This is a genomic window from Microbacterium sp. 2MCAF23 (assembly GCF_052115565.1).
In the GTDB taxonomy this organism is placed as follows: domain Bacteria; phylum Actinomycetota; class Actinomycetes; order Actinomycetales; family Microbacteriaceae; genus Microbacterium.
Genome location: NZ_JBFRGY010000005.1, coordinates 163,780 through 188,317 on the forward strand (window position 1 = coordinate 163,780; position 24,538 = coordinate 188,317).

21 protein-coding genes are annotated in these 24,538 nt (G+C 69.8%); 4 read left to right on the forward strand and 17 right to left on the reverse strand.

Annotation, left to right across the window (positions count from 1 at the left end; all coding sequences use genetic code 11):
• Window positions 1-7 precede the first annotated feature (7 nt).
• The 5 genes from AB4078_RS07360 to AB4078_RS07380 form a co-directional block, all read right to left on the reverse strand.
• Entirely contained in the window at window positions 8-766 is a 759-nt protein-coding gene (locus AB4078_RS07360; protein WP_441976569.1) for an alpha/beta fold hydrolase, read from the reverse strand.
• Window positions 767-839: 73 nt separating this feature from the next.
• Window positions 840-3,479, reverse strand: coding sequence for a penicillin acylase family protein (locus AB4078_RS07365; protein ID WP_441976570.1), 2,640 nt, complete (start codon window positions 3,477-3,479; stop codon window positions 840-842).
• Between the two features lie 102 nt (window positions 3,480-3,581).
• Window positions 3,582-5,477, reverse strand: a complete 1,896-nt coding sequence (locus AB4078_RS07370; RefSeq protein WP_441976571.1) for a YhgE/Pip family protein — start codon at window positions 5,475-5,477, stop codon at window positions 3,582-3,584.
• Window positions 5,474-6,382: a hypothetical protein gene (locus AB4078_RS07375; protein WP_441976572.1), complete on the reverse strand. Its 909-nt coding sequence runs from the start codon at window positions 6,380-6,382 to the stop codon at window positions 5,474-5,476. Before AB4078_RS07375 ends, AB4078_RS07370 begins: the two co-directional genes overlap by 4 nt.
• Window positions 6,379-7,047 (reverse strand): TetR/AcrR family transcriptional regulator, encoded by a 669-nt coding sequence (locus AB4078_RS07380; RefSeq protein ID WP_441976573.1) that lies wholly within the window; start codon window positions 7,045-7,047, stop codon window positions 6,379-6,381. The genes AB4078_RS07375 and AB4078_RS07380 overlap by 4 nt, the downstream gene beginning before the upstream one ends.
• Before the next feature lie 521 nt (window positions 7,048-7,568).
• On the opposite strand from AB4078_RS07380, the gene AB4078_RS07385 reads away from it, so the two are divergent.
• From AB4078_RS07385 to AB4078_RS07395, 3 genes are all read left to right on the forward strand, one after another.
• Complete coding sequence (locus tag AB4078_RS07385; RefSeq protein WP_441976574.1) at window positions 7,569-9,104, forward strand: helix-turn-helix transcriptional regulator; 1,536 nt, start codon at window positions 7,569-7,571, stop codon at window positions 9,102-9,104.
• A complete protein-coding gene (locus AB4078_RS07390; RefSeq protein ID WP_441976575.1) occupies window positions 9,101-10,699 on the forward strand; it encodes a LuxR C-terminal-related transcriptional regulator in 1,599 nt (532 codons plus the stop codon). The genes AB4078_RS07385 and AB4078_RS07390 overlap by 4 nt, the downstream gene beginning before the upstream one ends.
• A gap of 300 nt (window positions 10,700-10,999) precedes the next feature.
• A complete protein-coding gene (locus tag AB4078_RS07395) occupies window positions 11,000-11,284 on the forward strand; it encodes a helix-turn-helix domain-containing protein (protein WP_441976576.1) in 285 nt (94 codons plus the stop codon).
• A 47-nt stretch (window positions 11,285-11,331) separates the two neighbouring features.
• Here AB4078_RS07395 and AB4078_RS07400 read toward each other — a convergent pair whose 3' ends face one another.
• The 4 genes from AB4078_RS07400 to AB4078_RS07415 all read right to left on the reverse strand — a co-directional run bounded on the left by AB4078_RS07400 (window position 11,332) and on the right by AB4078_RS07415 (window position 14,242).
• Entirely contained in the window at window positions 11,332-11,961 is a 630-nt protein-coding gene (locus tag AB4078_RS07400) for a SatD family protein (RefSeq protein WP_441976577.1), read from the reverse strand.
• 91 nt (window positions 11,962-12,052) lie between these two features.
• Window positions 12,053-13,501: an argininosuccinate synthase gene (argG, locus tag AB4078_RS07405; RefSeq protein ID WP_441976578.1), complete on the reverse strand. Its 1,449-nt coding sequence runs from the start codon at window positions 13,499-13,501 to the stop codon at window positions 12,053-12,055.
• Window positions 13,502-13,611: 110 nt separating this feature from the next.
• Window positions 13,612-14,028, reverse strand: a complete 417-nt coding sequence (locus tag AB4078_RS07410) for a PIN domain-containing protein (protein ID WP_441976579.1) — start codon at window positions 14,026-14,028, stop codon at window positions 13,612-13,614.
• A complete protein-coding gene (locus AB4078_RS07415) occupies window positions 14,012-14,242 on the reverse strand; it encodes an AbrB/MazE/SpoVT family DNA-binding domain-containing protein (protein ID WP_441976580.1) in 231 nt (76 codons plus the stop codon). The genes AB4078_RS07410 and AB4078_RS07415 overlap by 17 nt, the downstream gene beginning before the upstream one ends.
• 239 nt (window positions 14,243-14,481) lie before the next feature.
• Here AB4078_RS07415 and AB4078_RS07420 point away from each other — a divergent pair, with 239 nt between their 5' ends.
• On the forward strand, window positions 14,482-16,599 hold the full coding sequence (locus AB4078_RS07420) for a carbohydrate-binding module family 20 domain-containing protein (RefSeq protein ID WP_441976581.1): 2,118 nt from the start codon (window positions 14,482-14,484) through the stop codon (window positions 16,597-16,599).
• A 76-nt stretch (window positions 16,600-16,675) separates the two neighbouring features.
• Here AB4078_RS07420 and AB4078_RS07425 read toward each other — a convergent pair whose 3' ends face one another.
• The 8 genes from AB4078_RS07425 to AB4078_RS07460 form a co-directional block, all read right to left on the reverse strand.
• Entirely contained in the window at window positions 16,676-17,410 is a 735-nt protein-coding gene (locus AB4078_RS07425; protein WP_441976582.1) for a Pr6Pr family membrane protein, read from the reverse strand.
• 32 nt (window positions 17,411-17,442) lie between these two features.
• Window positions 17,443-18,615: a hypothetical protein gene (locus AB4078_RS07430; RefSeq protein ID WP_441976583.1), complete on the reverse strand. Its 1,173-nt coding sequence runs from the start codon at window positions 18,613-18,615 to the stop codon at window positions 17,443-17,445.
• Window positions 18,609-19,439, reverse strand: coding sequence for a hypothetical protein (locus tag AB4078_RS07435; protein ID WP_441976584.1), 831 nt, complete (start codon window positions 19,437-19,439; stop codon window positions 18,609-18,611). Before AB4078_RS07435 ends, AB4078_RS07430 begins: the two co-directional genes overlap by 7 nt.
• Window positions 19,436-20,371 carry a vWA domain-containing protein gene (locus AB4078_RS07440; RefSeq protein ID WP_441976631.1) on the reverse strand — a complete coding sequence of 312 codons (936 nt, stop codon included), beginning with the start codon at window positions 20,369-20,371 and terminating at the stop codon, window positions 19,436-19,438. Before AB4078_RS07440 ends, AB4078_RS07435 begins: the two co-directional genes overlap by 4 nt.
• A 278-nt stretch (window positions 20,372-20,649) precedes the next feature.
• The gene (locus AB4078_RS07445; protein ID WP_441976585.1) at window positions 20,650-21,636 is read right to left on the reverse strand and encodes a vWA domain-containing protein; all 987 of its coding nucleotides are present in this window, start codon (window positions 21,634-21,636) and stop codon (window positions 20,650-20,652) included.
• Window positions 21,627-22,118, reverse strand: a complete 492-nt coding sequence (locus AB4078_RS07450; RefSeq protein ID WP_441976586.1) for a hypothetical protein — start codon at window positions 22,116-22,118, stop codon at window positions 21,627-21,629. Before AB4078_RS07450 ends, AB4078_RS07445 begins: the two co-directional genes overlap by 10 nt.
• Window positions 22,102-23,112: a DUF58 domain-containing protein gene (locus tag AB4078_RS07455; RefSeq protein ID WP_441976587.1), complete on the reverse strand. Its 1,011-nt coding sequence runs from the start codon at window positions 23,110-23,112 to the stop codon at window positions 22,102-22,104. Before AB4078_RS07455 ends, AB4078_RS07450 begins: the two co-directional genes overlap by 17 nt.
• A 223-nt stretch (window positions 23,113-23,335) precedes the next feature.
• On the reverse strand, window positions 23,336-24,301 hold the full coding sequence (locus tag AB4078_RS07460; protein ID WP_441976632.1) for an AAA family ATPase: 966 nt from the start codon (window positions 24,299-24,301) through the stop codon (window positions 23,336-23,338).
• Window positions 24,302-24,538: the final 237 nt, after the last annotated feature.

Consider the following 24,538-nt stretch of genomic DNA (forward strand, 5'->3'; position numbering starts at 1 on the left):
CGCCCCGTCAGATCCGGGAGAGGAACTCCTGGATCCGGTCGGCCGCGGGGCCTGCGTCGCGGATCATCGTCTCGTGTCCGCAGCCCGGGATCTCCGCCAGTTCGCCCTGGGGGATCGCGTCGGCGACGGAACGGGTCCATACCGGCGGGCAGACCGGATCGCGCGAGCCGCGCAGGACCAGCGTGGGCACGGAGATCCGCGGATAGACCTGCTCCGGGCGATGCGCGACCGTGGCACGGATCTTGCGGACGATGTGCGGGCCGGCGCGCAGGTACTCGCGCACGCCGCGGATCACCACGCGGGGATCGATCGAGGCAGTGTCGTGCAGGAAGCGCAGCCCCTGTCTCACCACGCGTCGGGCGCCGGCGTCGACGGTCGGCGCCGCCAGCACGACCGCACGCACCCGGTCGGGATGGCGCACCGCCAGCTCCGCCGCCACCTGGCTGCCCATCGAGTGCCCGATCACGGTCACCGGCGGTGTGCCGGTCGAGGCGAGGTGCGCGGCGATCAGGTCGGCGTGCTGGGGCATCGTGAGCGGCAGCTCGGGCTCGGGCGCCGCGCCGAATCCCGGCAGGTCGACGGCGACGACGGTGCCGTCGAGGCGGCGGGCGAGTTCGGCGAAGACGCTGCGCCCCATGCCCAGGCCGTGCACGAGCAGCAACACGTCCGATCCGGATCCGGTCCGCTCGACGATCAGGGTGGATGAGCCCTCCACGAAGGCGGTGACGCTCCCGCCGAGCGCCGGTGTCAGATCGGGAGTGCTCACCCCACCACTTCATCACATCGCGCCGAGTTCGGCCGCGAGCAGCGGGGCGCCCACGGCCGCAGGACGGCGAGGCTCAGCCCGCGGGCTTGAGCACCAGCGTGTCCACGGCGGCCGCATCCACGGCCTTCTTCGTGAACGCCCAGGGGGACTGCACGCCCTTCGACCAGTTCTCGGTCTGGTCGGTGTAGTGCGGGCTGAAGGCGTGGCCGCTCGCGCCGGTGAGGTGGTTCCACGTGGAAGCGTCGAAGTCGGAGAGGTCGACGACCATCCGCATCGACGGCACGGTGGTCGTCGCGTAGGGGCCGCCGAGTGTCCAGCCGGTGGCGTCGACGAGGGAGGATCCACCGCCGACGGGGTACGGTCCGCGGTTGAACAGCCACTCGATCGGTGCGATGCCGCTCTTGCCGAGCGTCTGATGGGTGAGCGTGATCGCGTGCAGGTCGCCCCAGTTCCACCGAGCCGGATCCGGCCCCTGCGCGGTCGAGAGTTCGTCGTAGGCCTGCTTCGCCGACAGGGCCAGCATCTCGTTGCGCCCCGTGACGCCGATCTTCGGGTTGGTCCAGAGCGGGTCATCCGGGTTCTCGAGCATCGGTCCGACCACGGTGAACAGTCGTCCTTGCCCGTCCATCGGCAGCGGATGCTCGCGGTTCGCGAAGAGGTTGAGCGCCAGCTTCTGCCAGAGCACGTTCGCATAGGCCGCGGCGGGCGAGTCGGCGGTGGCCTGCGCGTCCCAGGTCTTGAGCAGCTTCACGGCCTTGCGCACACCGGCATCCTTCGAGGGCGGCAACTCCTGCATCTCGGCCGCGAGCTGTTTGCCGATCCAGCTCTGCTGATCGAACTGGATGTCGCGCATGTCCTGCGTCGTGAGCGGATGCTGCTTCGCGCTGCGTTCGATGAGATCGACGATCCGTGCGGCGCGATAGCCGTAGTCCCAGTCGCGCGACAGGAAATACGGGTAGCTGTCCGGCACGATCGCGTTGTTCGCGGTGACGATGTAGCCCTCGTCCGGGTTGTACGAGACGGGGAGCTTCTCGAAGGGGATGTACCCGGTCCAGTCGGACGTGCTCGACCAGCCCGGCTGCGGGAAGTAGCTGTTTCCGGCACCGCGGATCGGCAGGCGTCCGGGCGTCTGGTAGCCGATGTTGCCCTTCTGGTCGGCGTAGATGAGGTTCTGCGCCGGCACGTCGAACAGCGACGCCGCATGCCGGAAACCGGTGAAGTCCGCAGCGGTGTTCATGGCGAAGATGGCGGTCGACGTGGTGCCCGGATCCAGTGCGGTCCAGCGCAGGCTCACCGCGTACTGGCCGGGAAGCGCGTCGGTCGCGGCATCGGGGGCGACGCCCGTCTCGCCCCCCGGTGAGGCCGTGTCGGTGCGCCCCACGATCGGGGTCTTCGCGAGTGCGGTGAAGTCGTCGGTCAGCCCGGAGACGATCGGGCCGTGCGCGGTGGAGCGGACGGTGAGCGTGATGTCGCCGGAGCCCGCGACCTTGACGGTCTCGGTGCGCGTCTGCAGCGGCACGCGCACGCCGTCGCGCCAGTAGCTGTCGCCGTCGATCTTCTCGATGTACAGGTCGGTCACGTCGGTGGTGAGGTTCGTGAACCCCCAGGCGATGTTCGCGTTGTGCCCGATCACGATGCTCGGCAGGCCGGAGAACGAGAACCCGGCCACGTCGAACGGGCAGGCGGTGCTCACCGTGCGGCAGCGCAGCTGCATCTGGTACCAGACCGAGGGGAGCGCCGCACCCAGGTGCGGGTCGTTCGCGAGCAGCGGCTTGCCGGTCGCGGTGAGGGATCCGGAGACCACCCAGGAGTTGGATCCGATGCCCTCGCCCGGATCTCCGAGGAGCGTCTGCACAGCCTCGAGGGTGTTGCGCGCGGTGGTCCACGTCACGCCGGTCGCTGAGCTCGTCGAAGCGCCCGCACCGGTGCCGGCCGGCGCGCTCGCCGCCCCGGATCCGCCGCCCTGCTCCATCGGGGTGATGGTGGGCACGATCACGGGGTGCTCGTCGAACGGGTAGGCGGGGTAGATCTCGTTCATGGTCGCCGCGTCGACGGTGGGGGCGAGCAGCGCGCGCGTCGTCTCGGACTCGACATTGCCGCGCAGATCCCAGGCCATCGCCTTGAGCCACGCGACGGAGTCGGCGGGCGTCCACTTCTCGATGGTGTAGTCCGGATTGGTCATGCCGACCACGGCATATTCGAAGGATGCCTCGGCGCCCTTGTGGTCCGCGAGGTAGGCGTTCACGCCGTCCGCGTAGGCCTGGTAGTAGCCGCGGGTGGTAGCGTCCATCGCCGCCACCTCCTTCTCGGCGATGCCGTGCCAGTCGAGGGTGCGCAGGAACTCGTCGGTGGCGACCTGGGAGGATCCGAACAGCTCGGCGACCCTGCCGCTCGTCACGTGCCGGCGGAAGTCCATCTCCCAGAACCGGTCCTGCGCGTGTACGAAGCCCTGCGCGTAGAACAGATCGTGCGTGTTGTCGGCCGTGACGGTCGGGATCCCACGGTCGTCGCGCTGCACGGTCACCTGCGCCTGTAGCCCTTTCAGCGCCAGCTCTCCCGAGGTCTGCGGGAACGAGCGCTGCACGGTCCACACCAGGACCAGAGCGGCCGCCGTGGCGAGGATCACGACACCTGCGAGCACCCCGAAGACGGTGCGCCCGATGATCCGCCCGATGCGAGGCCGGGGCTTCACCGTGGGATCGGCAGACGACATGGGCGCTCCTTCGCGTGACACGGAGTCCCATGAAGCGGCGGATCGGGTCGCAGCTCGTGAGACGTCCTCGCATCCTAGCGCGGGGCTCCCGCCCGCCGCGGCTCAGCCGATCAAGCTGGGCTGCAGGTCGCGCAGGGTGCGCTTGTGCGTCATCCGGGTGACCCCGATCATCGCGAGCAGCAGGGATCCGACCATCCAGATCCCCAGCACTCCCAGATCCGTCAAGGCCCTCCCGACCTGCCCGCCGTACATGAGCTGGCGCATGGCGTCGACGACGTATCCCATCGGCAGCACATGGTGCAGGGCGGCGAGCGGCGCCGGCAGCGTCTGCCAGGGGAATGTGCCGCCTGCGGTCACCAGCTGCAGCACCATGAGCACGAGGCCCATGAACTGCCCCACGGATCCGAGCCACACGTTCAGCGTGAGGATGATCGCGGCGTAGGTGGCCGAGGCGAGCACCATGATCCCCAGGGCGCCCCAGCCGTTCTGGAACGTGAACCCGAGGGCCCAGGCGAGCACGCCGAGCAGGCCGACCATCTGCAGCGCCCCGAACGCCGCGGGCGTGAGCCAGCCGGCGAGCGTGATCCGGATCGGCGAGTGCAGCGCCGTCACCGCGCGCCGCGAGATCGGCTTGATGATGAGGAACAGCGCGTAGATGCCGATCCAGCCCGCCAGCGCGGCGAAGAACGGTGCGAGGCCCTGGCCGTAGTCCTTGGCCGCGGCGACCTTGTCGCTGGACACGTCGACGGGGTTCGCGATCGTCTTCGCCTGCTGCTCGCGCAGGTCGGGTGTGGACGCGGGGATCGCGTCGACACCGGCGGCGAGGCCGTCGTGCAGGGTGCCGATGCCCGTGGCGAGGGTGCCGAGGCCGTCGTGCAGGGCCTTCGCGCCGTCGCGCGCACTCGCCGCGCCCGAGCTCAGCGTCGCCGCGCCCGACGCCGCGGTCTGCGCGCCTTCGGCGAGCTGCTGCGACTTGTCGGCGAGCGTGGCGCTGCCGGAAGCGACCTGGGCGCTGCCGTCGGCGAGCTGGTCGATCTTGCCGACCGCGCCCTGCACGGTGTCGTTGCCGCTGCGCAGTTTGTCGCCCAGCGGATCCAGCTTCGCCAGCACCGCGTCGATCTCGGGCTGCGAGAGTCCGCGGTCCGCCAGGGCGGTCGCGATGTCGCTGCGCACCTGGGGCAGAGTGTCGGTCGCCTGCTGCACGAGGGATCCGGCCTCGTTCGCGTACTGCGCGATCTGCTGATTGCCGTCGCTCACCTGCTGCGCGCCGTTGGCGAGGGTCGCCGCGCCGTCGGCGAGTTGCTGGGATCCGTCGGCGATCTGCTGTGTGCCGCCGGCGAGCTGTGCGGCGCCGTCGGCCAGCTGGGCCGTGCCGTCGGCGAGCTGCCCGCTGCCCGAGACGGCGGTGTTCGCACCGTCGTGCAGCTGCGAAGCGCCGTCGGCCGCCTCGCCGAGCTTGTCCCGGACGTCGCTCAGCCCGGTGAGCAGCTTGTCCGCGGCCTCCTGGCCGACCATCTCGGCGACAGACCGGCGGATCTTCTCGACGGCTCCGGATCCGATCGACGACGCGAGGTAGTTGTTGGCGTCATTTGTCGCGAGCTCGATCCGTGCCTGGTGCGGGCTCGTACCCGAGGAGGAGAGCAGTGCTTCGGAGAAGGTCTTGGGGATCGTCACCGTGAAGTCGACGTCGCCGTTCTTGAGGGCCGCGCGCGCGGCAATGGCGCTCATCCGGTTCCAGTCGAAGGCCTTGCCCTCGACGAGGTTGTCCGCGACCTTCTCGCCGTAGTTCGTGGTGGTGCCGTTCGAGGTTGACCCGGCGTCCTCGACGACGAGGCCCACAGGCACCTCGCTGAACTTGCCGTACGGATCCTGGTTCGCCCACAGATACAGGCCGCCGTACAGGATCGGCACGGCCATCAGCGCGATCAAGGCGATCACGGCCATGGGGGTCGCGGTCAGCCGGCGCAGTTCGGCGCCGATCATCGCGGGGATCTTCATCGCGCGGCTCCGTTCTCGGTGTCGGTGGGGTTGTCGGTGTCGGTGTCGTCTTCCTCGACGGGGTCGTTGAGCGAGGACGGCGAAGTCGACCGAGACGAAACGCCGTCTTCATCGGGTTGCGGCGTTTCGTCTCGCTGCGCTTGCTCAACGACCGGGGAGGGGACCGGATCCGGCTCGATGACCGGATCCGGCTCGACGTCTACAGGCGCGACCGGATCCGGATCTGCGTCCCTCACCGTGGTCGATCCGGTGACGTCGGCGAGCGGGCGCACCGGCACCGTGGCGTTGGAGGGGTAGTCGGTCTCGAGCGCCTCGGGGAGCCGCTCGATGACGGCGGCCGCGGATCCGCCGACGATCACGAGCACGGCGAAACCGCGCTCGGCGAACTCCGTGGCGATGCGCCACCAGCCCTCGGGGCGTCCGCCGTGGCGATCGGGGGAGACCAGCACGAACCCCTCCACGTCGTCACGCAGCACGGCGAGTTCGGCCATGACGCGCACGCGCACGGAGGGCTTGATCGTGCCGATCGGCTGCGCGGCGAGCTCGGCGAAGCCGATCTGCTCGAGCCAGCGCCGGGCGTGCAGCGGGGTGGCGGGGAGGCCCGCGAACATGAGCTCCTCGCCCACGACGGCGGCGAGCGTCACGCCGGGGTGCGGGTCGCTGACCTCGGGGGCGTCGACGAGCGCCATGCGGCGGCGCAGGTCGCGGTCGTTCCGGGTGCCGTCGATCGTGACCTCGCCCGTGTCGGGGCGCATCCGGCCGGTGGCGATGAGCCCCAGCACCGTGGGGCGCAGCTCGGTCTCGGCGAGCACGAACCGGGCGTGGCCCGTCTCGATCTCGAGCGATGTGGTGGGCAGGGCGTGGCCCTTCTTGCCCTTGCTGACGTCGTGCACGGCGATCCTCATGCGCGGCCCTCCTCGGCGGGAATCGTGGCAAGCGTATCCGGCGCTCCGGCGGACGTGAGCTCGGGGTGCGCGGTGAGCAGCGTGTCGATCTCGCGCCAGCCGAGCCCGGCGATGCTGAGCACGGCGCGTACGGCGATGTCCCCCGCGGCGGGGGAGGAGGGGTCGGTGCGGGTGACGACGGTGCGGGCGCTCTCCTCGATGAGACGCGCGAGCGTGGGGGCGGCCATGTCCTGGCGCAGCTCGCCGTCCTCCTGGCCGCGGCGGACGAGCGCCGCGAGCACGCGGCGCAGGGGTGCGAGCGCGGCGGCGGTCTCTTCGACGTGCGCGTCGTCGAGCGCGATCGCCGCGGCGACCTGGACGTGCGCGGCCTCGTGCCACAGGTCCGCGGTGAGGCGGGCCAGAGCGATGCGGCTGTCGGCGTCGTCGACCCGCTGCGCGATCGCGTTGAAGCGCGCGGCGCCGGAGGAGATCAGCGCATGCACAAGGGCGGAGCGGTCGTCGAAGTGGCCGTAGAGCGCGCGGCGGCTGAGGCCGGCGGCGCGGGCGATCTGGTCGACAGACGCATGCGGATCCGCGGCCAGGGTCTGCGAGGCGGCGGCGAGGATGCCGGCCCGGTTCTCGGCGGCGTCCCTGCGCTGACGGCGCGGTGCGGTGGTGTCTGTCACCCCACCAGTGTATCTAAAGTACACACGAGTGTGCAAGTTAGATGAGCACGACACAGGCGGTCGCTTCGCCGTAATGAACGGGTCGAGGCGGCGTCTCATTCTGAGGGACGGTCATCGCGCGCGAAGCGCGGCGACCCTCCCCTCTCGGGCGCGGCGTCGCCCGGGTGAACGAAGGGATGAGATATGCACGGGGGCACGGAGGAAGGGTCTCTAGCATCGGTGATCGGATGCACGCTCCCGTTGTCGACGACAGGGGCCTGCGCCGCGCGCCGCGTCGCCGGCGCAGGATGCGGCCGGTCCCCAGTGCCGGTCGCATCCCATGACGTCACGACTCATGTGGGGTGAGCGCGGGATGAGGAGCTCGGCTTCGTCAGTATCGCTTCAGGCTCTCGGTCGCGCGCGCCGACGGCGTTCGCGCGCCGATCGCCCTGCCGGTCGATGTGGTCATCCTGTGCCCACGGACGCCTCGGCACCCGCGAGAGAGCGGGGGCGCAGCGATGTCCGAGGGTGACGAGCGCTCCGTGAGATCGCAGGTGTTCCGCGCGCTCGCGGAAGGCGATTGGCGCGGCGCCGCTGATCTCGTCGTGGCGAACTGGGGGCGGTTGAGCAGCTCCGATGCGTCCTTGATCGAGATCGTCGGGGACTCGCTGCCGCCCGAGGCGTTCGACGAGCGTCCTGAATGGGTGTCGCTGCGTTCCTACGCGCGGCACATGCGCCTCGATCCTCGTGTTCGACCGGCGCTCTACGTCGATCCGGCTCGAGAGCCTCGGGCGCACGATTCCGCACTCACTCGTACGGTGCTGTGGACGAGTCAGGCGACCGCGATGCGCACGTCGGGAAGGATCGACGCGGCGGCCGAGCGCGTGGACCGAGCCCGGATCGCCGCGGTGGAGGTCACGACGCAGGACCCTGTGGGTCGGCAGCTGCTTCCAGAGCTGCAGTTCCAGTGGGCACTCACGTATGTGGTCGCAGGGCGGAGCGACCAGGCCTTCGATCTCTTCGCCACGGCGTTCGCCGGCGCCGTGGCCACATCGAACGTCCGGGTGCAAGTGGATGCGTCCGGCGAGCTGGCGTGGCTGCTCGCCATCTGCGGTTATGGCATCACCGCCGATGCGTGGATTCAAAGGCACGGCGCTGTGAGCGACGCGGATGGCTCGTTCTCCACGGCGCGGGTGAGCGGTATCCTCGCGCGGGCGATGCGCGCCCTGGATCGGCTGGAGCCGACCCACGCGGCGGAACTGTCGGACGGGATCGCCGACGCGGATGCGCGCGATCGCACTCCGTTCGTGGCCGGCGCCCGGTTGCTCGGCCATGCCAGGACGACGGGCGCCGTGAGCCCGTCGATCCTCAACCAGTTCGATGCGTCGGTGAGCGCGTTCTTGCCGGCCGCCTCACTCATCCCGTTCATCGACCAGCACAACAGGGTGGTCCGCTCGGACTATTTCCTGCTGCGGGGTGAGGCGTCCGCGGCGATCCGCATGCTGACCGACGATGCCGCCGCGACCGGTCTGTTCGCCTCCGCGCGGCTCGCGGCCGCATACATGCTGTCCGGCGACCTGGACACGGCAGAGCGGGAGGCGCGGTTCGTGCTGGGATCGCGCGGCACGTGCCCTCGAATCCAGATCGAGGCGTATGCGGTGCTGTCCGCGTCGCTGCTGCGCAAGGGCAACCCGGTCGCTGCACGCGAAGTGTTCCGTGATGCCGCCGCACTGGCGGTGGAGAACGACGCCTACATGCCGCTGGGCGTGATCCCCGTGGAGGATCTTCGGGCCCTGGTCGAACATCTTCCGCACCTGTACGACGTGGCCCCGATCATGACGCTGCGGCAGGGGCGGATACCGACGCCCCCGGCCGCGCAGCCGGAGGTGCATGTCACCCCGCAGGAGGCACGGATCATCGGCCTGCTGACTGGCGATCCTTCCGAGCAGGAGATCGCTGCGGCGATGGGCATCACCCGCAACACCGTGCGGACGCACCTGCGTGCGCTCTACCGGAAGTTCGCCGTCAACGATCGCGGTGCGCTCCGGGCCGCGGCCCGACGAGAAGGACTGCTATGAGCCGCGCGTCCGCGGCCGACGAGAGCGTGATCCGGAGTATCTTCGCGGCCCTCGCGGACAGCCACTGGGACGTTGCCATCGACCTGGTCGAGCTGCACTGGGCAAGCCTGTTGAGGACGGCGCCGCACGCCGTGCATGCGGTGGCGTTCGCCTTGCCCGAGGATCAGCGCCGACGGGACTCCCGGCGGTGGCGGCATCTCGTTGAGACGAGACAGCTGATCCTGCGCACGAGCCCGCCCTCGGTCCACTCGCCTGGTGATCACGCCGGTGAACTGCTGCTCTACCTGACCGAGCTCACCGAGCAGGCATCGCAGATGCTGGATCGGGGTGCGGTCGCATCGGCTCGCGGCGCGGTCCGGCACGCCGTCGCCTTCTACCGAGCGATGGCTGAGCAGCAGCGTCGAGCCGCGGCTCATGCGCTTCCCCAGCACCTGTTGTCCTGGGCACGCATGATGCAAGCGGTGGACGACGCCTCGGAGGGGCGCAATCTTCTCGAGGAGGCCTATGCGTGGAGCATCAGCATCGGGCAGGTGCGACCGGCGATCGAGTCGGCCGGCGAACTCGCCGCAGATGATGCACTCCGCGGGCGCATGTCATCGGCGCAGCAATGGGTGCAGCGGGCGACGATCCTCCATCGCGCCAATTCCGACGCGTCGGGTACGCCGCCGGCTGTGCAGTTCGCATCGGCGGTGATGGCCGCGGACGGCCTCGCCTTCCCGCAGGCACTGGCGCACCTGGCGCAGAGCAAGTCCGTCCCGTTCTATGATCACGAGCGTGTGTGCGCGTCGTTCGGCACGATCTGGCGCAGCTTCCTGCCGGCCCCGGAATCAGCAGAGCTGACCGCCGAACTCGACCGGGCATGCGCTTCTTCGCCGCGAAGCCACCTCGGGCGGATCACGGAGATGTTCGCACGCGTCCGCCTCGACCTCCTCGAGGGGTATCGGCACCGTGCCGTCGCCCGCTTCGCCTCGGTGTCTGAGGAACAGTTCGGGGTGTGGATCTCAGCGGGTAGAGCGGCGCTGCATCTGCGGCTCGGCGACATCCGTGCCGCCGAGCTCGATGCGTCCTTCGCCAGGGAACGCGTCGCCGACTCTCCGCGCAGCGTCGTCGAGCTGCAGGCGATCCAAGCTGCGCTCCACTTCCGTAAGTCCCAGCACGAGCTGGCCCGTGACAGCTTTCGCGCCGCGGTCGAGATGGCGGAGCTGCACGCCCTGCCGGCGGCACTGCTCGCCGCACCGCTGAGCGACCTGCGGTCGCTGGCCGAGATCACCTACCACGACGCTCCGCCGGTGATTCTGGCCCGTCTCCTGTCGACGGTTGCAGACGAGGAGGCCGTCAGCCCTACGGCGGCTAAGCTCACTGTTCGCGAACTTGCGGTGCTCCGCGCTCTCAGCGTCCACCCGGACGCTCGGATCGCGGGCATTGCGGAACACCTCGAAGTGTCTCGCAACACGATCAAGACGCAGCTGAGGTCGATCTACCGGAAGCTGGGCACCTCTGAGCGAGCGCGAGCCCTCGAGATCGTTCGGGAAGCCGGCGTCCTCGTTCCCGATTCCGCCGAGCTTGTTCGTAGCGAGGGCTGCGAGGCGGGGTGAAGGGCGGGGTGAGAATCCTGAGTTGAGCCCGGCCCGTTACGTAGCCTCGACAAGGAGCGCCGTGGATGAGCTGATGATCCAGGAACGCCGCGACACCGAGTGCGGTTCGTAGTGCCGCCGGTCCCGCGAGCCCGCCTTCGCCGATGGAGCGGTCGCCGGGTGCCGCGCCGTTCGAGCGCGTCCCACAGCCGAACGGGAGAGCACGTCATGACCATCCGACGACAGTCTGGGAGCGGCCCGACTGCCCGGCTCTCTGACACGATTCCGTCCACGCGTACGGATATCGTTCTGACGAGCGCCGTGTTCCTGCTCGTCGCGCACCACGGCGACATCGACGCCGCGGCGGAGGCGCTCCATGTTCGCGCCTCAGAACTGCGGATCCATCTTGCAGACCTCGAGACTCTGATCGGCGCTCCGCTTCTTATCGATGTTCAGGGGAATCTGCTTCCGACCGAGACCGGTGCCGTGCTCATCGCGCCTCTCAGGGACGCCGTCCAAGCCGCCGCCACCGCCGACCCGCGTATCGGCGACATCGCTCGGGCGCTCGGCCTCGCCGGGGACGAGACCGCCCCCGCCCCTGTGTGAGGCCGGGGCTGTGAGAGTCGTCGCTTCGTGTTTGGCCGCGCAACCGGTCAGGCGAGGAGCCTGAACGCCTCGATGATCGCTCCCGCACCCGACGAGGCGAGTGCTTGCGAGACAGCGGGCTGGGTGATGCCCTCGGCGGCCGCGAGGTCGCGCTGGAAGACGCCGAGGCAGCGGCCATAGGTGAGGCGCCGTGTGCGCGCGCTCATGTCGCTGATGAGCTGGTCTCGCGTCATCAGCCCGATGTTCGCCTGATGGGCGAGGAGGCGCGCGGCGTCCGGCTGGGCCTCGTGCGCGACCACCCAGGTGCGGGCTCCTGGCACGGTGCGTTTCTGCAGCGCATGCACGTGCTCGATCGCGGTGCGCGCGGCCCACCACCCCGGCCCCTCCGGGAGGTCTCCCGCAGCGGAGGCGATCTCCTCGACCGGCCCGATGCCCACGCCGAAGCGGCAGTCGATGTGCTCGGGCAGGGCGAGCCGCAGCAGGGTCAGCCCCGCGAGCGCGGCGTCGAGCGTGGGGTAGACGCCCTGCTGCTCGTCGCCCACCGTCGGCCGGAGCGGGCTGCTCGCGAGAGGCCGGTCGGCCTCGACGCGCGCGATGGCGTCATCGAGCGCGTGCTGGGCGCCCGAACGGTCATCGAGCCCGCGAGATCCGACGATGTCGAGGATCACGGCGATCATGAAAAAAGGTTATCACTGATCTTCTACGAAGATAAGCTCTTTGCTTCTTGATCGGGCGGATCCGCCGAGGGCTTATGGAGCCCGGGAGGCCTCAGTCCGTGCCGCTGTCGAACGCCGCGCCCTCGCTGGCCGCATCCACCGCGTCGGCCAGCGCCTCCTCGGTGTCGGCGAGGGTCGTGCCCTCGACCGCAGCCGCGATCTCCCCGGACTCTCCCGCGGTGACCCGGCCGACGAGCTCGCCGGTGGCTCCGCCAACAAGGCCCATGCTCGCGTACTGCTCGAGGCGCGCGCGCGAGTCGGCGATGTCGAGGTTGCGCATCGTGAGCTGGCCGATCCGGTCGACGGGTCCGAACGCGGCGTCGCCGACGCGCTCCATGGAAAGCTTCTCCGGGCCGTAGGACAGGTTGGGAGAGACGGTGTCGAGAATCGTCCAGTCGTCGCCGCGGCGCAGCCGGATCGTGACGGTGCCCGAGATCGTGGATCCGACCCAGCGCTGGATCGACTCGCGCAGCATGAGCGACTGCGGCTCGAGCCAGCGGCCTTCGTACATCAGGCGGCCCAGGCGCCGGCCCTGCTCGTGGTAGGTCGCGAGAGTGTCCTCGTTCAGGATGCCGTTGACGAGGCGCTCGTAGGCGATGAACAGCAGTGCCATGCCGGGGGCCTCGTAGATGCCGCGGGACTTGGCCTCGATGATGCGGTTCTCGATCTGGTCGCTCATGCCCAGGCCGTGCCGGCCGCCGATCCGGTTGGCCTCGAACACGAGCTCCACCGGATCCGCGAACTCGACGCCGTTGAGCGCGACAGGACGGCCGCCGGCGAAGGTCACCGTGACGTCCTCGGTCTCGATCGCGACGGAGGGGTCCCAGTACTTCACGCCCATGATCGGGTCGACCGTCTCGAGCGACACGTCCAGGTGCTCGAGGGTCTTCGCCTCGTGCGTGGCGCCCCAGATGTTGGCGTCGGTCGAGTACGCCTTCTCGGCGGAGTCGCGGTAGGGGAAGCCGTGCGCGACGAGCCACTCGCTCATCTCCTGGCGTCCGCCGAGCTCGGTGACGAAGTCGGCGTCGAGCCAGGGCTTGTAGATGCGCAGACGCGGGTTGGCCAGCAGGCCGTAGCGGTAGAACCGCTCGATGTCGTTGCCCTTGTAGGTGGAGCCGTCGCCCCAGATGTCGACGCCGTCCTCCTTCATGGCGCGCACGAGCAGCGTGCCGGTGACGGCGCGGCCGATCGGCGTCGTGTTGAAGTAGGTCTTGCCGCCGGAGCGGATGTGGAACGCGCCGCACGCCAGGGCGACGAAGCCCTCCTCGACGAGCGCGGTCTTGCAGTCGATGAGGCGCGAATCCTCGGCGCCGTACTCGAGTGCGCGGCCGGGGATCGACGCGATGTCGTCCTCATCGGGCTGGCCCAGGTCACCGGTGTACGTGTACGGGACGGCGCCCTTGTCGCGCATCCACGCGACGGCCACGGAGGTGTCGAGGCCTCCCGAGAAAGCGATGCCGACGCGCTCGCCGACGGGCAGAGACTGGAGGACCTTGGACATGGGATCCAGTCTATCGGCGGGCAGGGGGTGCATTTCGGGGGAGGCCCACCCGGGCGGGGCGACGGGCAGGGGTGCGCGAGTGACGCAGGACCGGGCGGATGCGAAGTCGCTCAGATCAGGCGCACGTCTACGCCGAGAGCCGCGTAGGTTCCGATGGCGCGACGGTCACAGGAGAGCAGCGGGACACCGGCGGCCTTTGCGGCGAGGCCGACCAAGCCGTCGTAGATCGCGCCGCCGGCGATACCCGCCTGGCTCAACGTGGTCACGGCATCGCGGGCGACGCCCGGCGGGAGCGCGGCCGATGCGGGAAACTCGCGGGCGATCATCTGCGCGGCGTATGCAGCGCTGAGTCGATTGTCTCCGGGGAGCCGGGTCAGAACTGAGTAAGTCTCGAACTGCGCATGGCCTGCGAGGCCCAGCGTCAACCCCTGTGTGAGCTCGAAGGCCACATCGTGCGACGGACTTGCATCTCGGAGAACCGCGAGCGCCGCGCTCGTGTCGAGGAGGAGGTCAGCGCTGGTCGGCAAGGCGAAGCTCGCGGATGTCGTCGGCGGTCAGCACGGGCCCGCCGGTGATGACCAGTCGACCATCCTTCTCGGTGACGTTGTCATGCGTCTCGATCTCGATCCGGATCCCGTCTCCGTCGATGATCAGGTCCACCGGCCCTGGCACCATCCCGAGGCGCTCGCGGATCGTCGCAGGGATGACGATCCGCCCTGCCTTGTCCATGGTCGCCTTCATGCCATCAGAATACCATTGGAATGGTCGACCTGAGAGATGGCGGCCAGATCGTGCCGGGGGCGGCTCATGATCCGACCGTTGGAAACGTTTGCAATGGCTTCTTGAGCCACAACGCAAACAGCATGCTTCGGTGTTGCGAGGAAAAGCGCAGATTCTCTGGAAACGCTTGCACAATGAGCGGGCGCCCTGCTACTTTCGGGCACGATCGCGCGCGCCCGCCGCGCGGCAAGGAGTCGACGATGACACTCTTCCCCCGCAGAATCGCGACGGCGCTCGCGGCCGCCGCGCTGATCGCATCCGCTGTGCTGGTCGCCCCGTCCGCCTTGGCCGCGACGCCGACGGTCGCGACGAAGGCTCCGGCACCCGCTGCGGATCCGGCCGCCGCCGCGACGAAGGACGTCACGGCGCATCTCTTCCAGTGGCCGTGGAAGTCGGTCGCCGACGAGTGCAGGCACGTGCTCGGCCCGGCCGGCTACGGCGCAGTGCAGGTCTCGCCGCCGCAGGCGCACGTCGAGTTGAAGGACCAGGGCTACCCGTGGTGGCAGGCGTATCAGCCGGTCTCCTACTCTCTGCAAAGCCGCTACGGCACGCCCAAGGAGTTCGCGCAGATGGTCGACGCGTGCCACCGCGCGGGCGTGCGGGTGTATGTGGACGCGGTGCTCAACCACATGAGCGGCCAGCAGACCGGCGGCGTCGGCAGCGACGGTTCCACATTCGCCAAGTACGACTACCCCGGTCTGTACTCGAACAGCGACTTCCACCACTGCGGTCGTAACGGCGACGACTGGATCGCGAACTGGAACGACCGCTGGGAGATCCAGAACTGCGAGCTACTCGGACTCTCGGACCTCGCGACCGAGACCGAGCACGTGCAGGCGACGCTCGCCGGCTACCTGAACTCCCTGCTGGCCCTGGGCGTCGACGGCTTCCGGTTCGACGCGGCCAAGCACATCCCCGCTGCCGACCTGCAGGCCATCACGGCGAGGCTCGATCGCCCGGCGTACATCTACCAGGAGGTGCTCGACGGCGGCCCCATCCAGAAGAGCGAGTACCTGCCCGTCGGCAGCGTGATCGAGGATCGCTACGGCACGCAGATCTCCCGGGTCTTCAAGACCGGATCCCTGTCCTGGCTGAACATGTTCGGCGAGGCCTGGGGGTTCAACGCCTCCGACACCTCGGTCGTCTACACCGACAGTCACGACACCGAGCGCGATGGCTCCGGTGGCTCGGTCACCTACAAGGACGGCGCGCTGAACGATCTCGCCACGGTGTTCGAGCTCGCCTGGCCGTATGGGCATCCGCTCGTGCTGTCGAGCTACCACTTCACGAGCACCGACGCGGGCCCCATCTCCGACGCCGGCGGCACCGTGCTTCCGGTCGCCTGCAACGCGGCGACGTCGGGCGTGGGCGGCTGGCTCTGCCAGGATCGCGCCGACGCGACCGTGGGCATGGTGGCGTTCCGCAGCACTGCGTCGGGCGCGGCCGTGACCCGCTGGTGGAGCGACGGATCCGATGCGATCGCCTTCGCGCGAGAGGGGGCGGGCTACGTCGTCGTGAACAAGGAGAGCGGATCCCTCACCCGCACCTTCGACACGGGTCTCGCCGCCGGCAGCTATTGCAACCTCGTCACCGGACACGTGGTGGGCAACCACTGCACCGGTCCGTCCGTGACGGTGGCGGCCGACGGATCCCTCGCGACGACCGTGGCAGGGCTGTCGGCCCTCGTGATCTCCAAGGACGCCCGCGTCAGCAAGCCCACGACGGCTCCCGTCGCGGCGGTCGCGTTCACGGCGTACGCCTCGGTCGACGCCGGGCAGAGGCTCGTCGTGGTGGGCAGCGATCCGGCGCTCGGCGCCTGGGATCCGGCGAAGGGCCTCGCGCTCTCGTCCGCCGCATACCCGGTGTGGCGCGCCTCGGCCGCAATCCCCGCGGGCACCTCCTTCGAGTACAAGTACGCGAAGGTGTCGGCGGACGGCACCGTGGAGTGGGAATCGCGATCGAACCGCACCGCGACCGTGCCCGCGGACGGCGCTCTCGCGTTCAACGACGGCTGGAATGCCGGGGCGACGGTGGACGCCTCGGTGACCCTGCATGCGACCCTCGACCCCGGCCAGACGGCGTACATCGTCGGCGGATCCCCCGCCCTCGGCAACTGGAGTCCGGACGCCGCGATCCCGCTCGCGGCTGTCGGCGACGGCACGTACACGGGGACGGTGACGCTGCCCGGCTCGACGACGATCGAGTACAAGTACATCCGCAAGGATGCGGCGGGCAACGTCACCTGGGAGAGCGACCCGAACCGCACTGTGACCACGGGGTCCGGTGGCACGATGACGCTCGACGACACGTGGCGCTGAGGCTCTGACCGCTCGAGGTCCGGCCCGTCTTCCCCTGAATGAGGGAGGACGGGCCGGATCCGGTGCCGCCCGGCTTCTACGATCCGCGCTTGCGGGACACCCAGACCACGCCCGCGCCCACGGCAAGGATCGCGACCGCGATCGCCGCGATGTACGCCGCGACACCGCCGTAACCGCCGACGTTCGCCGGATCGAGGAAGGGGTACGGGTACCAGCCACGGGTGCCCGTGCGCGGGTTGATGATGAGGTTCGCGCGGATCAGCGTGTACGCGGCCCACACGATCGGGAACACCGCGGTGATCGCGACGACGCCCCAGCCCAGGCAGCGGCGGCGTGGCGCGAACAGAACGTCGGCCAGCATCAGCAGCGGCCCCACCACGTGCATCATCTCGTTGGCCCAGGCCACAGTCGTACCCTGCGGGAGCTCGATGCCGCGCAGCAGGGTGTTGTAGACGATGCCGGTGACGATCATGTAGGTCGAGCCGCAGGCGAGCAGGATCGCGATCCAGCGCGGCTCCGGGGTGACGGATCCGGTGGAGCGCAGGCTCCAGACCGCCACGATCACGAGCATCACTGCGGACCAGATGTTCGACTCGATCGTGAAGAAGCTGAGGAAGTTCGCCGCCACGGTCGGCACATGCGACGCGTAGGGGGTCGTCGCCTGCAGCGCGTTGCCCATCGTCACGGCGAGCTGGTTGACGACAGCGGCGAGGATCGCGGCGGCTCCGACCAGGCGCACGATCGCCCATGGAGTCGTGCCGATCGCGAAGGCAGGGCGGGTCGTTGTGCGCTCCGGCGCGGACGTCTGCATGCTCTGACGATAGCGGTGCGGCTGCACGTCGATCACGGGTACTTCGTGAGCGCCTTCTGGAAGTCGTCGACCTTCGACTCGCTGAGCATGTAGCGGCCGACGATCGCGAGCTGCAGGCCCTCGAGCGGCTCGCCGGTGCGCTGCGCCGTCTGCTCACGGGACTTGCGGTGCTCGCCGGTCGTGTCGTTCGCGAGGTCGGTCATGTCGGCGTAGAACCAGCCCGGATCCGGTTCGTCGTCGCTGAACCACTCCCAGTCGACCTGCGTCTCCGGGGTCGCTCCGCCGTACATCTTCGAGATCATCGCCGGATCCACACCGCTGCCCGGATCGTTGAACGCGACCATGCTGCGCCAGCCGTGCTGCTCGATCACTGACTCGATCGTCTGCATGACCTCGAGCTTGTGCGCGTAGCCGGTCACCGGCGTCGTCGTCGCCCAGACGTCGGACGTGAAGCGCACCAGCATCGACTCGCCGCCGTAGCCGTTGCGTTCCGGCCGCTCCTGCGCGTCGGCGGACTTCACCCACTGCAGCCCGTAATCGGCCGTCAACTGCGTGCGCACATCCGCCATGGTCTCGTCGGCCAGCGCCTGCAGCTCCTCGAGCGGCTGCTGCCGCAGGAACGTGCTCGAATCCTTGTCCTTGATGCCAGGATACGCTTCCCAGAGCTTCTGCTTGGCGGTCTTGTGCCCGTCGTAGGATCCGGTCGCCGCGACCCGGACGGCGCTCAGCGCACCCATCGTGCCGACGTTCAGGACCAGCGCGATCGTGAGCGCGGCAGCGCCGAGCACGCGTCCGGCCTTCGTCGCCAGCGCGGCGATCGCGAGGCCCAGCACCACGAGCTGCAGCACGAGCATGGTCGCCCCGAAGAACGCATCGGCGGCGCCGATCGCGATCAGGATCAGCATGAGCACGGCGAAGGCGATCGCGGCGCACAACGCGATCCAGCCGAGCGGACTCCGCTTCTTCGGTGGCGCTCCTTGGTCTGCGGTGTACCGCGTTTCGTCTCGGCCGCGTGCGGCGTCCTCGCGCAACGACCGTGCGGCGTCCTCGCTCGACGACCCAGGGAAAGAGGCCGGGGGAGTCATCAGGGGCACCGCCGTGCCCAGCAGCGCACGGCGGGCGCCACGGTAGCCACCGGGCGGCGGCACGGGCGGGGCGCCGGCGGAGTCGGACACGTACCGGGGCGGGTCGCTGCGTTCTACCATGGCTTGTCCGTCCCGCTGCTGCCGCCGTCGTCGGTGCCGCCCTGCTGGTTCTGCTGGCGGTCCTGCTCGCCCTGCTGCAGCTTCTTCTGCAGTTCGTCGAGTTTGTCCGGATCGGGTGTCTGCGGCTGCGGCGGCTGCTTCGGGTCCTGCTTCGGATCCGGAGACTGCTGCTGCTTCTGCTGCTCGTCCTGCTGCTTCTGCTCCAAGCGGTCCTGCTGGTCCTTGTTGGACTGGCTCATGTCGCGCTGCGGATCCGGCGACTGCTCCTGCGCCTGCTTGCTGTCGCACTCCTTCGGCCGGTCGGCGTTCACCTGCAGCGCCTGCGCGTAGAACTCCAGCGCGGTGACATGGTCCTGCTTGTCGGCGGCAGCGTCGCCCTCACGCTCGAGGACGAGGGCGAGGTTGAACCGCACCGCGCACACCTCGAGGCCGTGCGCGAGCTTCAGCGACTCCTCGAACTTCTTCTGCCCGGCGGCGAGCTTCCCCGATTCGGCCAGGCCCACGCCCTGATCGAAGGGCGCCTTGTACGGCTCGAACCAGTTCGCGGGGTTCAGCCCCTCTGCGGCGCTCACGGATCCGGTGTAGTCGCCCGCGACGTACGTGACGATCGACTGGTACGCGAAGGCGTACAGGCTCACCAGCTTGCCGACGAAGAGGGCGGCGGCGAGCAGCAGTGGCAGCGAGCACCAGGCGATCCAGCGGCGTGCGGCGCGGCGACGCCGGTTCGCGGCGAGCAGCGCGTGCGCGGCGGCGTCGGCAGTGGTCCCTTCGAGCTCAGGGGCCGCGAAGGCAGCCTCGGAGGCCGGGGTGGTCGCCGTGGTCATGAATCACCTCCCGACGTCGGACGGACCGAGAGCCCGCGCATGCGCACGATCAGCATCGTCGCGCGGGCGATCTCGGCGCACAGGAGCGCCGCGACCACGAGCGCCACGATCCAGCTCAGATCGGTGGGCTGTGTGAGCGGGTCGTCCTCGCGGTAGGCGGTGGTCGACTTCGGCGCGGGTGGAAGCACGGTCTTCGCGTCGGCGGTGCGGTGCTCGTAGGTCACGCCGAGCTCGGACGCGATGCGCTGCAGGTTCTTCTCATCGATGCGGCTGAGAGCGTCGGACCCCTGGTACTGGATGTACGGCCCGGCCCCGGAGCCCGACGCAGTGTCGCCGAACGCCCCCGTCGTCTCGCGCATGGGTCCGCCCTGGCTGGTGCCGTAGCCGAGCACCTCGCCCCCCGAGATCAGCTTCTTCGCGCTGTCGAACGGCTCGGGCTCGGTGGAAACGGTCTGCTCGCCGTCGCCGAGGTAGAACACCATCCGCGCCCGATCCGGCGAGGCCTTCTGCGCGTTCTGCAGCGTCTGCGTGAGCAGCTGGTTCGCGATGCCGATCGAGCTGCCCTTTGACTGCCGCGTCACCTCGGGCTGCAGCACCTCGACGGCGGAGACGAGTGCGCCGGTATCGGTGGTGAGGGGCAGACGCAGCACCGCGTTCGCGTCGAACGTGATGAGAGCGAACCTCGCCCCGGGGTAGGCCTCCGCGATGCGGCGCACGTCCTCGCGGACGCCCGCCATGCGCGTGTTGCCGGCGGATCCGGCGGATCCGCTGTTCGCACTGTCCCAGTCCTCGGCGACCATGCTCGCGGTGGTGTCGACCGCGATCACGACATCGGTGGCGGAGGCGAGGGTGCGCACGTGCCCGCCGGGCACGCCGGGCCGCAGCAGCAGCACCCCGCAGGCGATGACGAGCAGGACCCGGAGGATCCACATCACGGGGCCTGCACCTGGCCCGGTCCCGGAGCCCGCCCCGGTCCCCGAGCGAGCCTCTTTCGGGGTCGTTGAGCGAGCACCGACGGAGTCGGAGCGAGACGAAACGCGGTTTCCCGCGGAGGACCGCGTTTCGTCTCGGTCGTCGCTGGCGCTCCGTCCTCGCTCAACGACCCCAGATTCGTTCCGCCGCAGGGCGCGCACGAGCATCCACACGGCCGCGGCCAGCACGGGCAGCACGAGCAGGATCACCAGGAGCGGTGCGAGGACGGGCTGGAGGATCACAGGCGCACCCTCCACAGCAGCACGATGAAGCCGAGCGCGATCACGATGAGCGCCGCGATCCACAGCTGCGGCACGTCGGTCCAGATCACGGTGGCCTGTCCCTTGAGCTGGGTCGCCTCCTGCTTCTGCACCTGGCCGATGATGTCGCCCACCGTCGTGGTCTCCCGCAGCGCGTAGGCCTTGCCGCCCGTCGTCGTGGCGGCATCGGACAGGGTCTTGCTGTCGGGCTGGTCGATGCCGTCGACCGGGTTGATCGTGTAGATCCGGATCTTCTTCGAGGCGGCGTAGTCGGCGGCCTCCTGCAGGCTGACGATCGGGGATCCGTTCAGCTCGTTGTCGGTCGCGAGGATGATCGAGCGGGCGCGCTGCTCGTCGGCATGGTCGAAGCGCAGGGCGCACGAGGCCAGGCCGTCGCCGATGAGCGAGGCGCCGACGCCGTTCATGGTGCCGACCCACTGCTCGGGGATGTCGGTCGAGTAGTCGAAGCCCTTCATGAGACTGCGCAGGTGCTCCTGGATGAACCTGTAGTCGTCGGTGAGGGGGAAGACCTGCACGGCGGAGCTGTTGAAGATCGTGAGCCCGACGCGCTCGCCCTTGAAGCCGTCGGCGAGCTTGTCGAAGATCGACACGATCTCCTTGTCGACGTCGGTCATGGATCCGGACACGTCCAGGCACAGCATGATGTCGCGGTTCGTGGACACCGGCTGGATCGTCTTCTGGGCGATCGGGCGGGCTGCGACCACGCCGCCGAGCACCACGGCGAGCACGCCCAGCGCGACGATGCCCGCGAGCGCCGCCTGGCGCCGGCGCACCGCGCGCTGGAACGCCGGGAGGGAGCGGATCCGTTCGGCGCGGGCGATCGGGGCGCCGGGCTCCGCGGATCCGGTGCCCCGGCGGCGCAGTCCGAGCAGCACGCCGAGCACGATCGCCACCAGCAGCGCGCCGACGACCGCGAGCAGGAGCCAGACGTTCGCTAGTACCACGTCGTCACCACCGTCCGGGCGGCGTCGGCGCCGACGAGCGGGTCGACCGGAGCGGTGCGGCGGAAGATGCTGGGGTAGTAGTTGCGCCCGATCGCGTCGATGAGCGCGGGGTGCACGCCCATCCGCACGAGGTCGTCGAGCGCGAGCACGGGTGCCTCGATGCCGCTGTACTCGTTCACGAAGCCGCGCACCACGCGGCTGAGCTCGAGGTTGGCGCGGCGGGCATCGGTGCGGCCCTCGCGGTAGTCGGCCTCGACCTGCGCGATCGCGCCGAGGTACTCCTGCCGCAGCACGGTGGCGACGTCGGCGGTGAAGGCCGGCACCGGGACCGGCGCGGCGGCGAACGCGACCGCGCGGCGCGGGCGCGTCAGCACGACGACGAGCCACGCGATCCCGGCGATCAGCGCGAGGACGCCGATCGCGAGCAGGACCCAGCCCCAGCCGTACTGGGCGGGCGGGTACAGCTCATCCGTGCCGGACATGCGACCTCGCATCCAGCATCCGCAGCAGCGCGCCGACCGCTTCGTCCTGCTCCGCCAGCGGCACGTGCGTGATCTCCAGCCGGCGCAGCAGCGCCTCGGTGTGCGCGGCATCGGCAGCATCCGCCGCGTGCAGTTCCGCGGCGAGCTCGGCGTCGCCCTGCAGGAACTCGGGGATCGCCCAGCGCGTCGCGACGTCGCGGCGGGCGCGGGCCGGCTCGGGAGCGGCCGACTCGGGCGCCCGGCCGTCGACAGCATGTCCTCTCGCCGAACGCACACCTTCTCGACGCGAAGAGCGTGCGCGTTCGGCGGGAGCGTGTGCACTCGACGAGCGCGGAAGGTGCTCCAGCACGGGCTCGGCGTCGCGCAGCGTGATCCACAGCACGTCGTGCTGCACGCGCAGACGCCGCAACAGTCGCTCGGTCTCGTCGGAGACCGGGGCGTCGTCGGTGACCACGACGACGATCATGCGCCGCGCGATCGTGCGGGCGATGTACGACAGCAGCGCGTCGCGGTCGCTCGGCGCGGACGCGGCGTCGACCGCGTGGTCGATCGTGCGCAGGGTGTGCTCCAGCGCCGCCTCGCTGCGGCCGATCTCGCGACGACGGACACCGGCGGAATCTCCGCTGACCAGGCAGAAGTCGTCGCCGTGGCGGAGCGCGAGAAGCCCCAGCACCCCGACTGTCAGGATCGCCAGATCCTTCTTCGGCTTCTCATCATGCGCGAGCGCGGTCATCCCGAGGCCGGTGTCGACGGCGAAGAGCACAGTGTGCATGCGGGTCGCGAGCGACCGTCGCACGACGGGGGATCCGAGCCGCGCCGTGGCCTTCCAGTCGATGTCGCGGATCTGGTCGCCGTACTCGTAGGCGCGCAGGTCGTCGAAGTCGAGGCTGTGCCCGCGCAGCAGCGACGCATACGCGCCGTCGAGCGCGTGCGTCGACTTGCGCGTCGAGTCGATGAAGAGCTTGCCCTTCACCGGCGTCAGCAGGCTGGCCATGGCGGGATCCTCGGTTCCTTCGGCTTCTCGGCTTGTTCGGCTTTTCGGTAGGGTCAGCGCCCGGTGGGAGATGGAAAACGTCGCTCCGAGTTGCTCGGGAGGAGCGAAATCCATCTCTTGGCCGCACGGTTGACGTCGTCGAGATGGAAAACGTCGCTGCCGAGGGCTTCGGAGATGCGAAAACCATCTCCGACACGGGCGCCGCGGACGAACGGATCCATGATCAGGGGGTCGGCACGGCGCCGAACACGGCGTCGATCACGTCTTCGCTGCGCACGTTCTCGGCCTCCGCCTCGAACGTCAGCAGCACGCGGTGGCGCAGCACCAGGTGGCGCAGGTTCCGCACGTCCTCGGGGATCACGTACGAGCGCCCGGCGAGCAGCGCGAGCGCGCGGGACGCCTGCAGGAACGCGATGGATCCGCGCGGGCTGGCACCGTACTTGATGTAGCCGCCGAGCGTCTCGCCGATGTACGGCACCGGATTACGCGTGACGTACACGAGCGAGACGATGTAGTTGCGGATCGCCGGATCGACGTAGACGCGTGAGGAGATGTCCTGCAGCTGCTCGACGTCGGCGAGCGAGATCGTCGTCGTCGCATGCCGATCCGGATCCAGGGCTCCGGAGTCGATGCGCGCGAGCACCTCGAGCTCGTCGGCCGGGCTCGGGTACTCGACGATCTCCTTGAGCAGGAAGCGGTCCATCTGCGCCTCGGGCAGCTCGTACGTGCCCTCCTGCTCGATCGGATTCTGCGTCGCGATCACGAGGAACGGACGAGGGACCCGGTGGATCTCGCCGCCGATCGTCGTCTGCCGCTCCTGCATCGCCTCGAGCATCGCCGACTGCGTCTTCGCGCTCGACCGGTTGATCTCGTCGAGCAGTACGAAGTTGGCGTGCACGGGGCCGAGCACGGTGCGGAAGGTGCCGCTCGCGGCGTCGTAGATCTGCGTGCCGGTGATGTCGCTCGGCAGCAGGTCGGGCGTGCACTGGATGCGCTTGAAGTCGGCCTTGACCGTGTCGGCGAGGGTGCTCGCGGCCGTGGTCTTGGCGAGGCCGGGAACCGACTCGAGCAGGATGTGCCCGCCGGCCATGAGCGCGAGCAGCAGGCTCGTGCGCAGGCGCTCCTGCCCGACCATGCGGGCCGAGTAGGCCTGGGACACGGTGTCGAGGATCTGCCGGGCGCGCGCCATCTCCGCCTCGGTCGGTGCGGGCTTCGCATCGGCGGCGGGGGCGGGCGCTTCCGGCCTGGGGCGGGTCTCGGCGGCCGGTGCCGGGGCCGGTGCCTGGGGAGCCGCGGTCGGCGGAGCCGCGGTCGTCGCAAGCTGCGGAGCCGGTGCCACCGGCTGCTCCCGCCGGATGCTCGGCGCGGGCGGCGTGGGCGGCGCGGGCGGAATCACCGGCGGCGGCGCGACCGTGCTGGCCGGCGG

Excerpts from the sequence above, each read along its gene's own strand:
- AB4078_RS07365 (WP_441976570.1), bottom strand. The coding sequence starts at position 3,479 with ATGTCGTCTGCCGATCCCACGGTGAAGCCCCGGCCTCGCATCGGGCGG.
- AB4078_RS07370 (WP_441976571.1), bottom strand. The coding sequence starts at position 5,477 with ATGAAGATCCCCGCGATGATCGGCGCCGAACTGCGCCGGCTGACCGCG.
- AB4078_RS07375 (WP_441976572.1), bottom strand. The coding sequence starts at position 6,382 with ATGAGGATCGCCGTGCACGACGTCAGCAAGGGCAAGAAGGGCCACGCC.
- AB4078_RS07390 (WP_441976575.1), top strand. The coding sequence starts at position 9,101 with ATGAGCCGCGCGTCCGCGGCCGACGAGAGCGTGATCCGGAGTATCTTC.
- AB4078_RS07400 (WP_441976577.1), bottom strand. The coding sequence starts at position 11,961 with ATGATCGCCGTGATCCTCGACATCGTCGGATCTCGCGGGCTCGATGAC.
- argG (WP_441976578.1), bottom strand. The coding sequence starts at position 13,501 with ATGTCCAAGGTCCTCCAGTCTCTGCCCGTCGGCGAGCGCGTCGGCATC.
- AB4078_RS07415 (WP_441976580.1), bottom strand. The coding sequence starts at position 14,242 with ATGAAGGCGACCATGGACAAGGCAGGGCGGATCGTCATCCCTGCGACG.
- AB4078_RS07420 (WP_441976581.1), top strand. The coding sequence starts at position 14,482 with ATGACACTCTTCCCCCGCAGAATCGCGACGGCGCTCGCGGCCGCCGCG.
- AB4078_RS07425 (WP_441976582.1), bottom strand. The coding sequence starts at position 17,410 with ATGCAGACGTCCGCGCCGGAGCGCACAACGACCCGCCCTGCCTTCGCG.
- AB4078_RS07430 (WP_441976583.1), bottom strand. The coding sequence starts at position 18,615 with ATGGTAGAACGCAGCGACCCGCCCCGGTACGTGTCCGACTCCGCCGGC.
- AB4078_RS07435 (WP_441976584.1), bottom strand. The coding sequence starts at position 19,439 with ATGACCACGGCGACCACCCCGGCCTCCGAGGCTGCCTTCGCGGCCCCT.
- AB4078_RS07440 (WP_441976631.1), bottom strand. The coding sequence starts at position 20,371 with ATGTGGATCCTCCGGGTCCTGCTCGTCATCGCCTGCGGGGTGCTGCTG.
- AB4078_RS07450 (WP_441976586.1), bottom strand. The coding sequence starts at position 22,118 with ATGTCCGGCACGGATGAGCTGTACCCGCCCGCCCAGTACGGCTGGGGC.
- AB4078_RS07455 (WP_441976587.1), bottom strand. The coding sequence starts at position 23,112 with ATGGCCAGCCTGCTGACGCCGGTGAAGGGCAAGCTCTTCATCGACTCG.
- AB4078_RS07460 (WP_441976632.1), bottom strand. The coding sequence starts at position 24,301 with ATGGCGCGCGCCCGGCAGATCCTCGACACCGTGTCCCAGGCCTACTCG.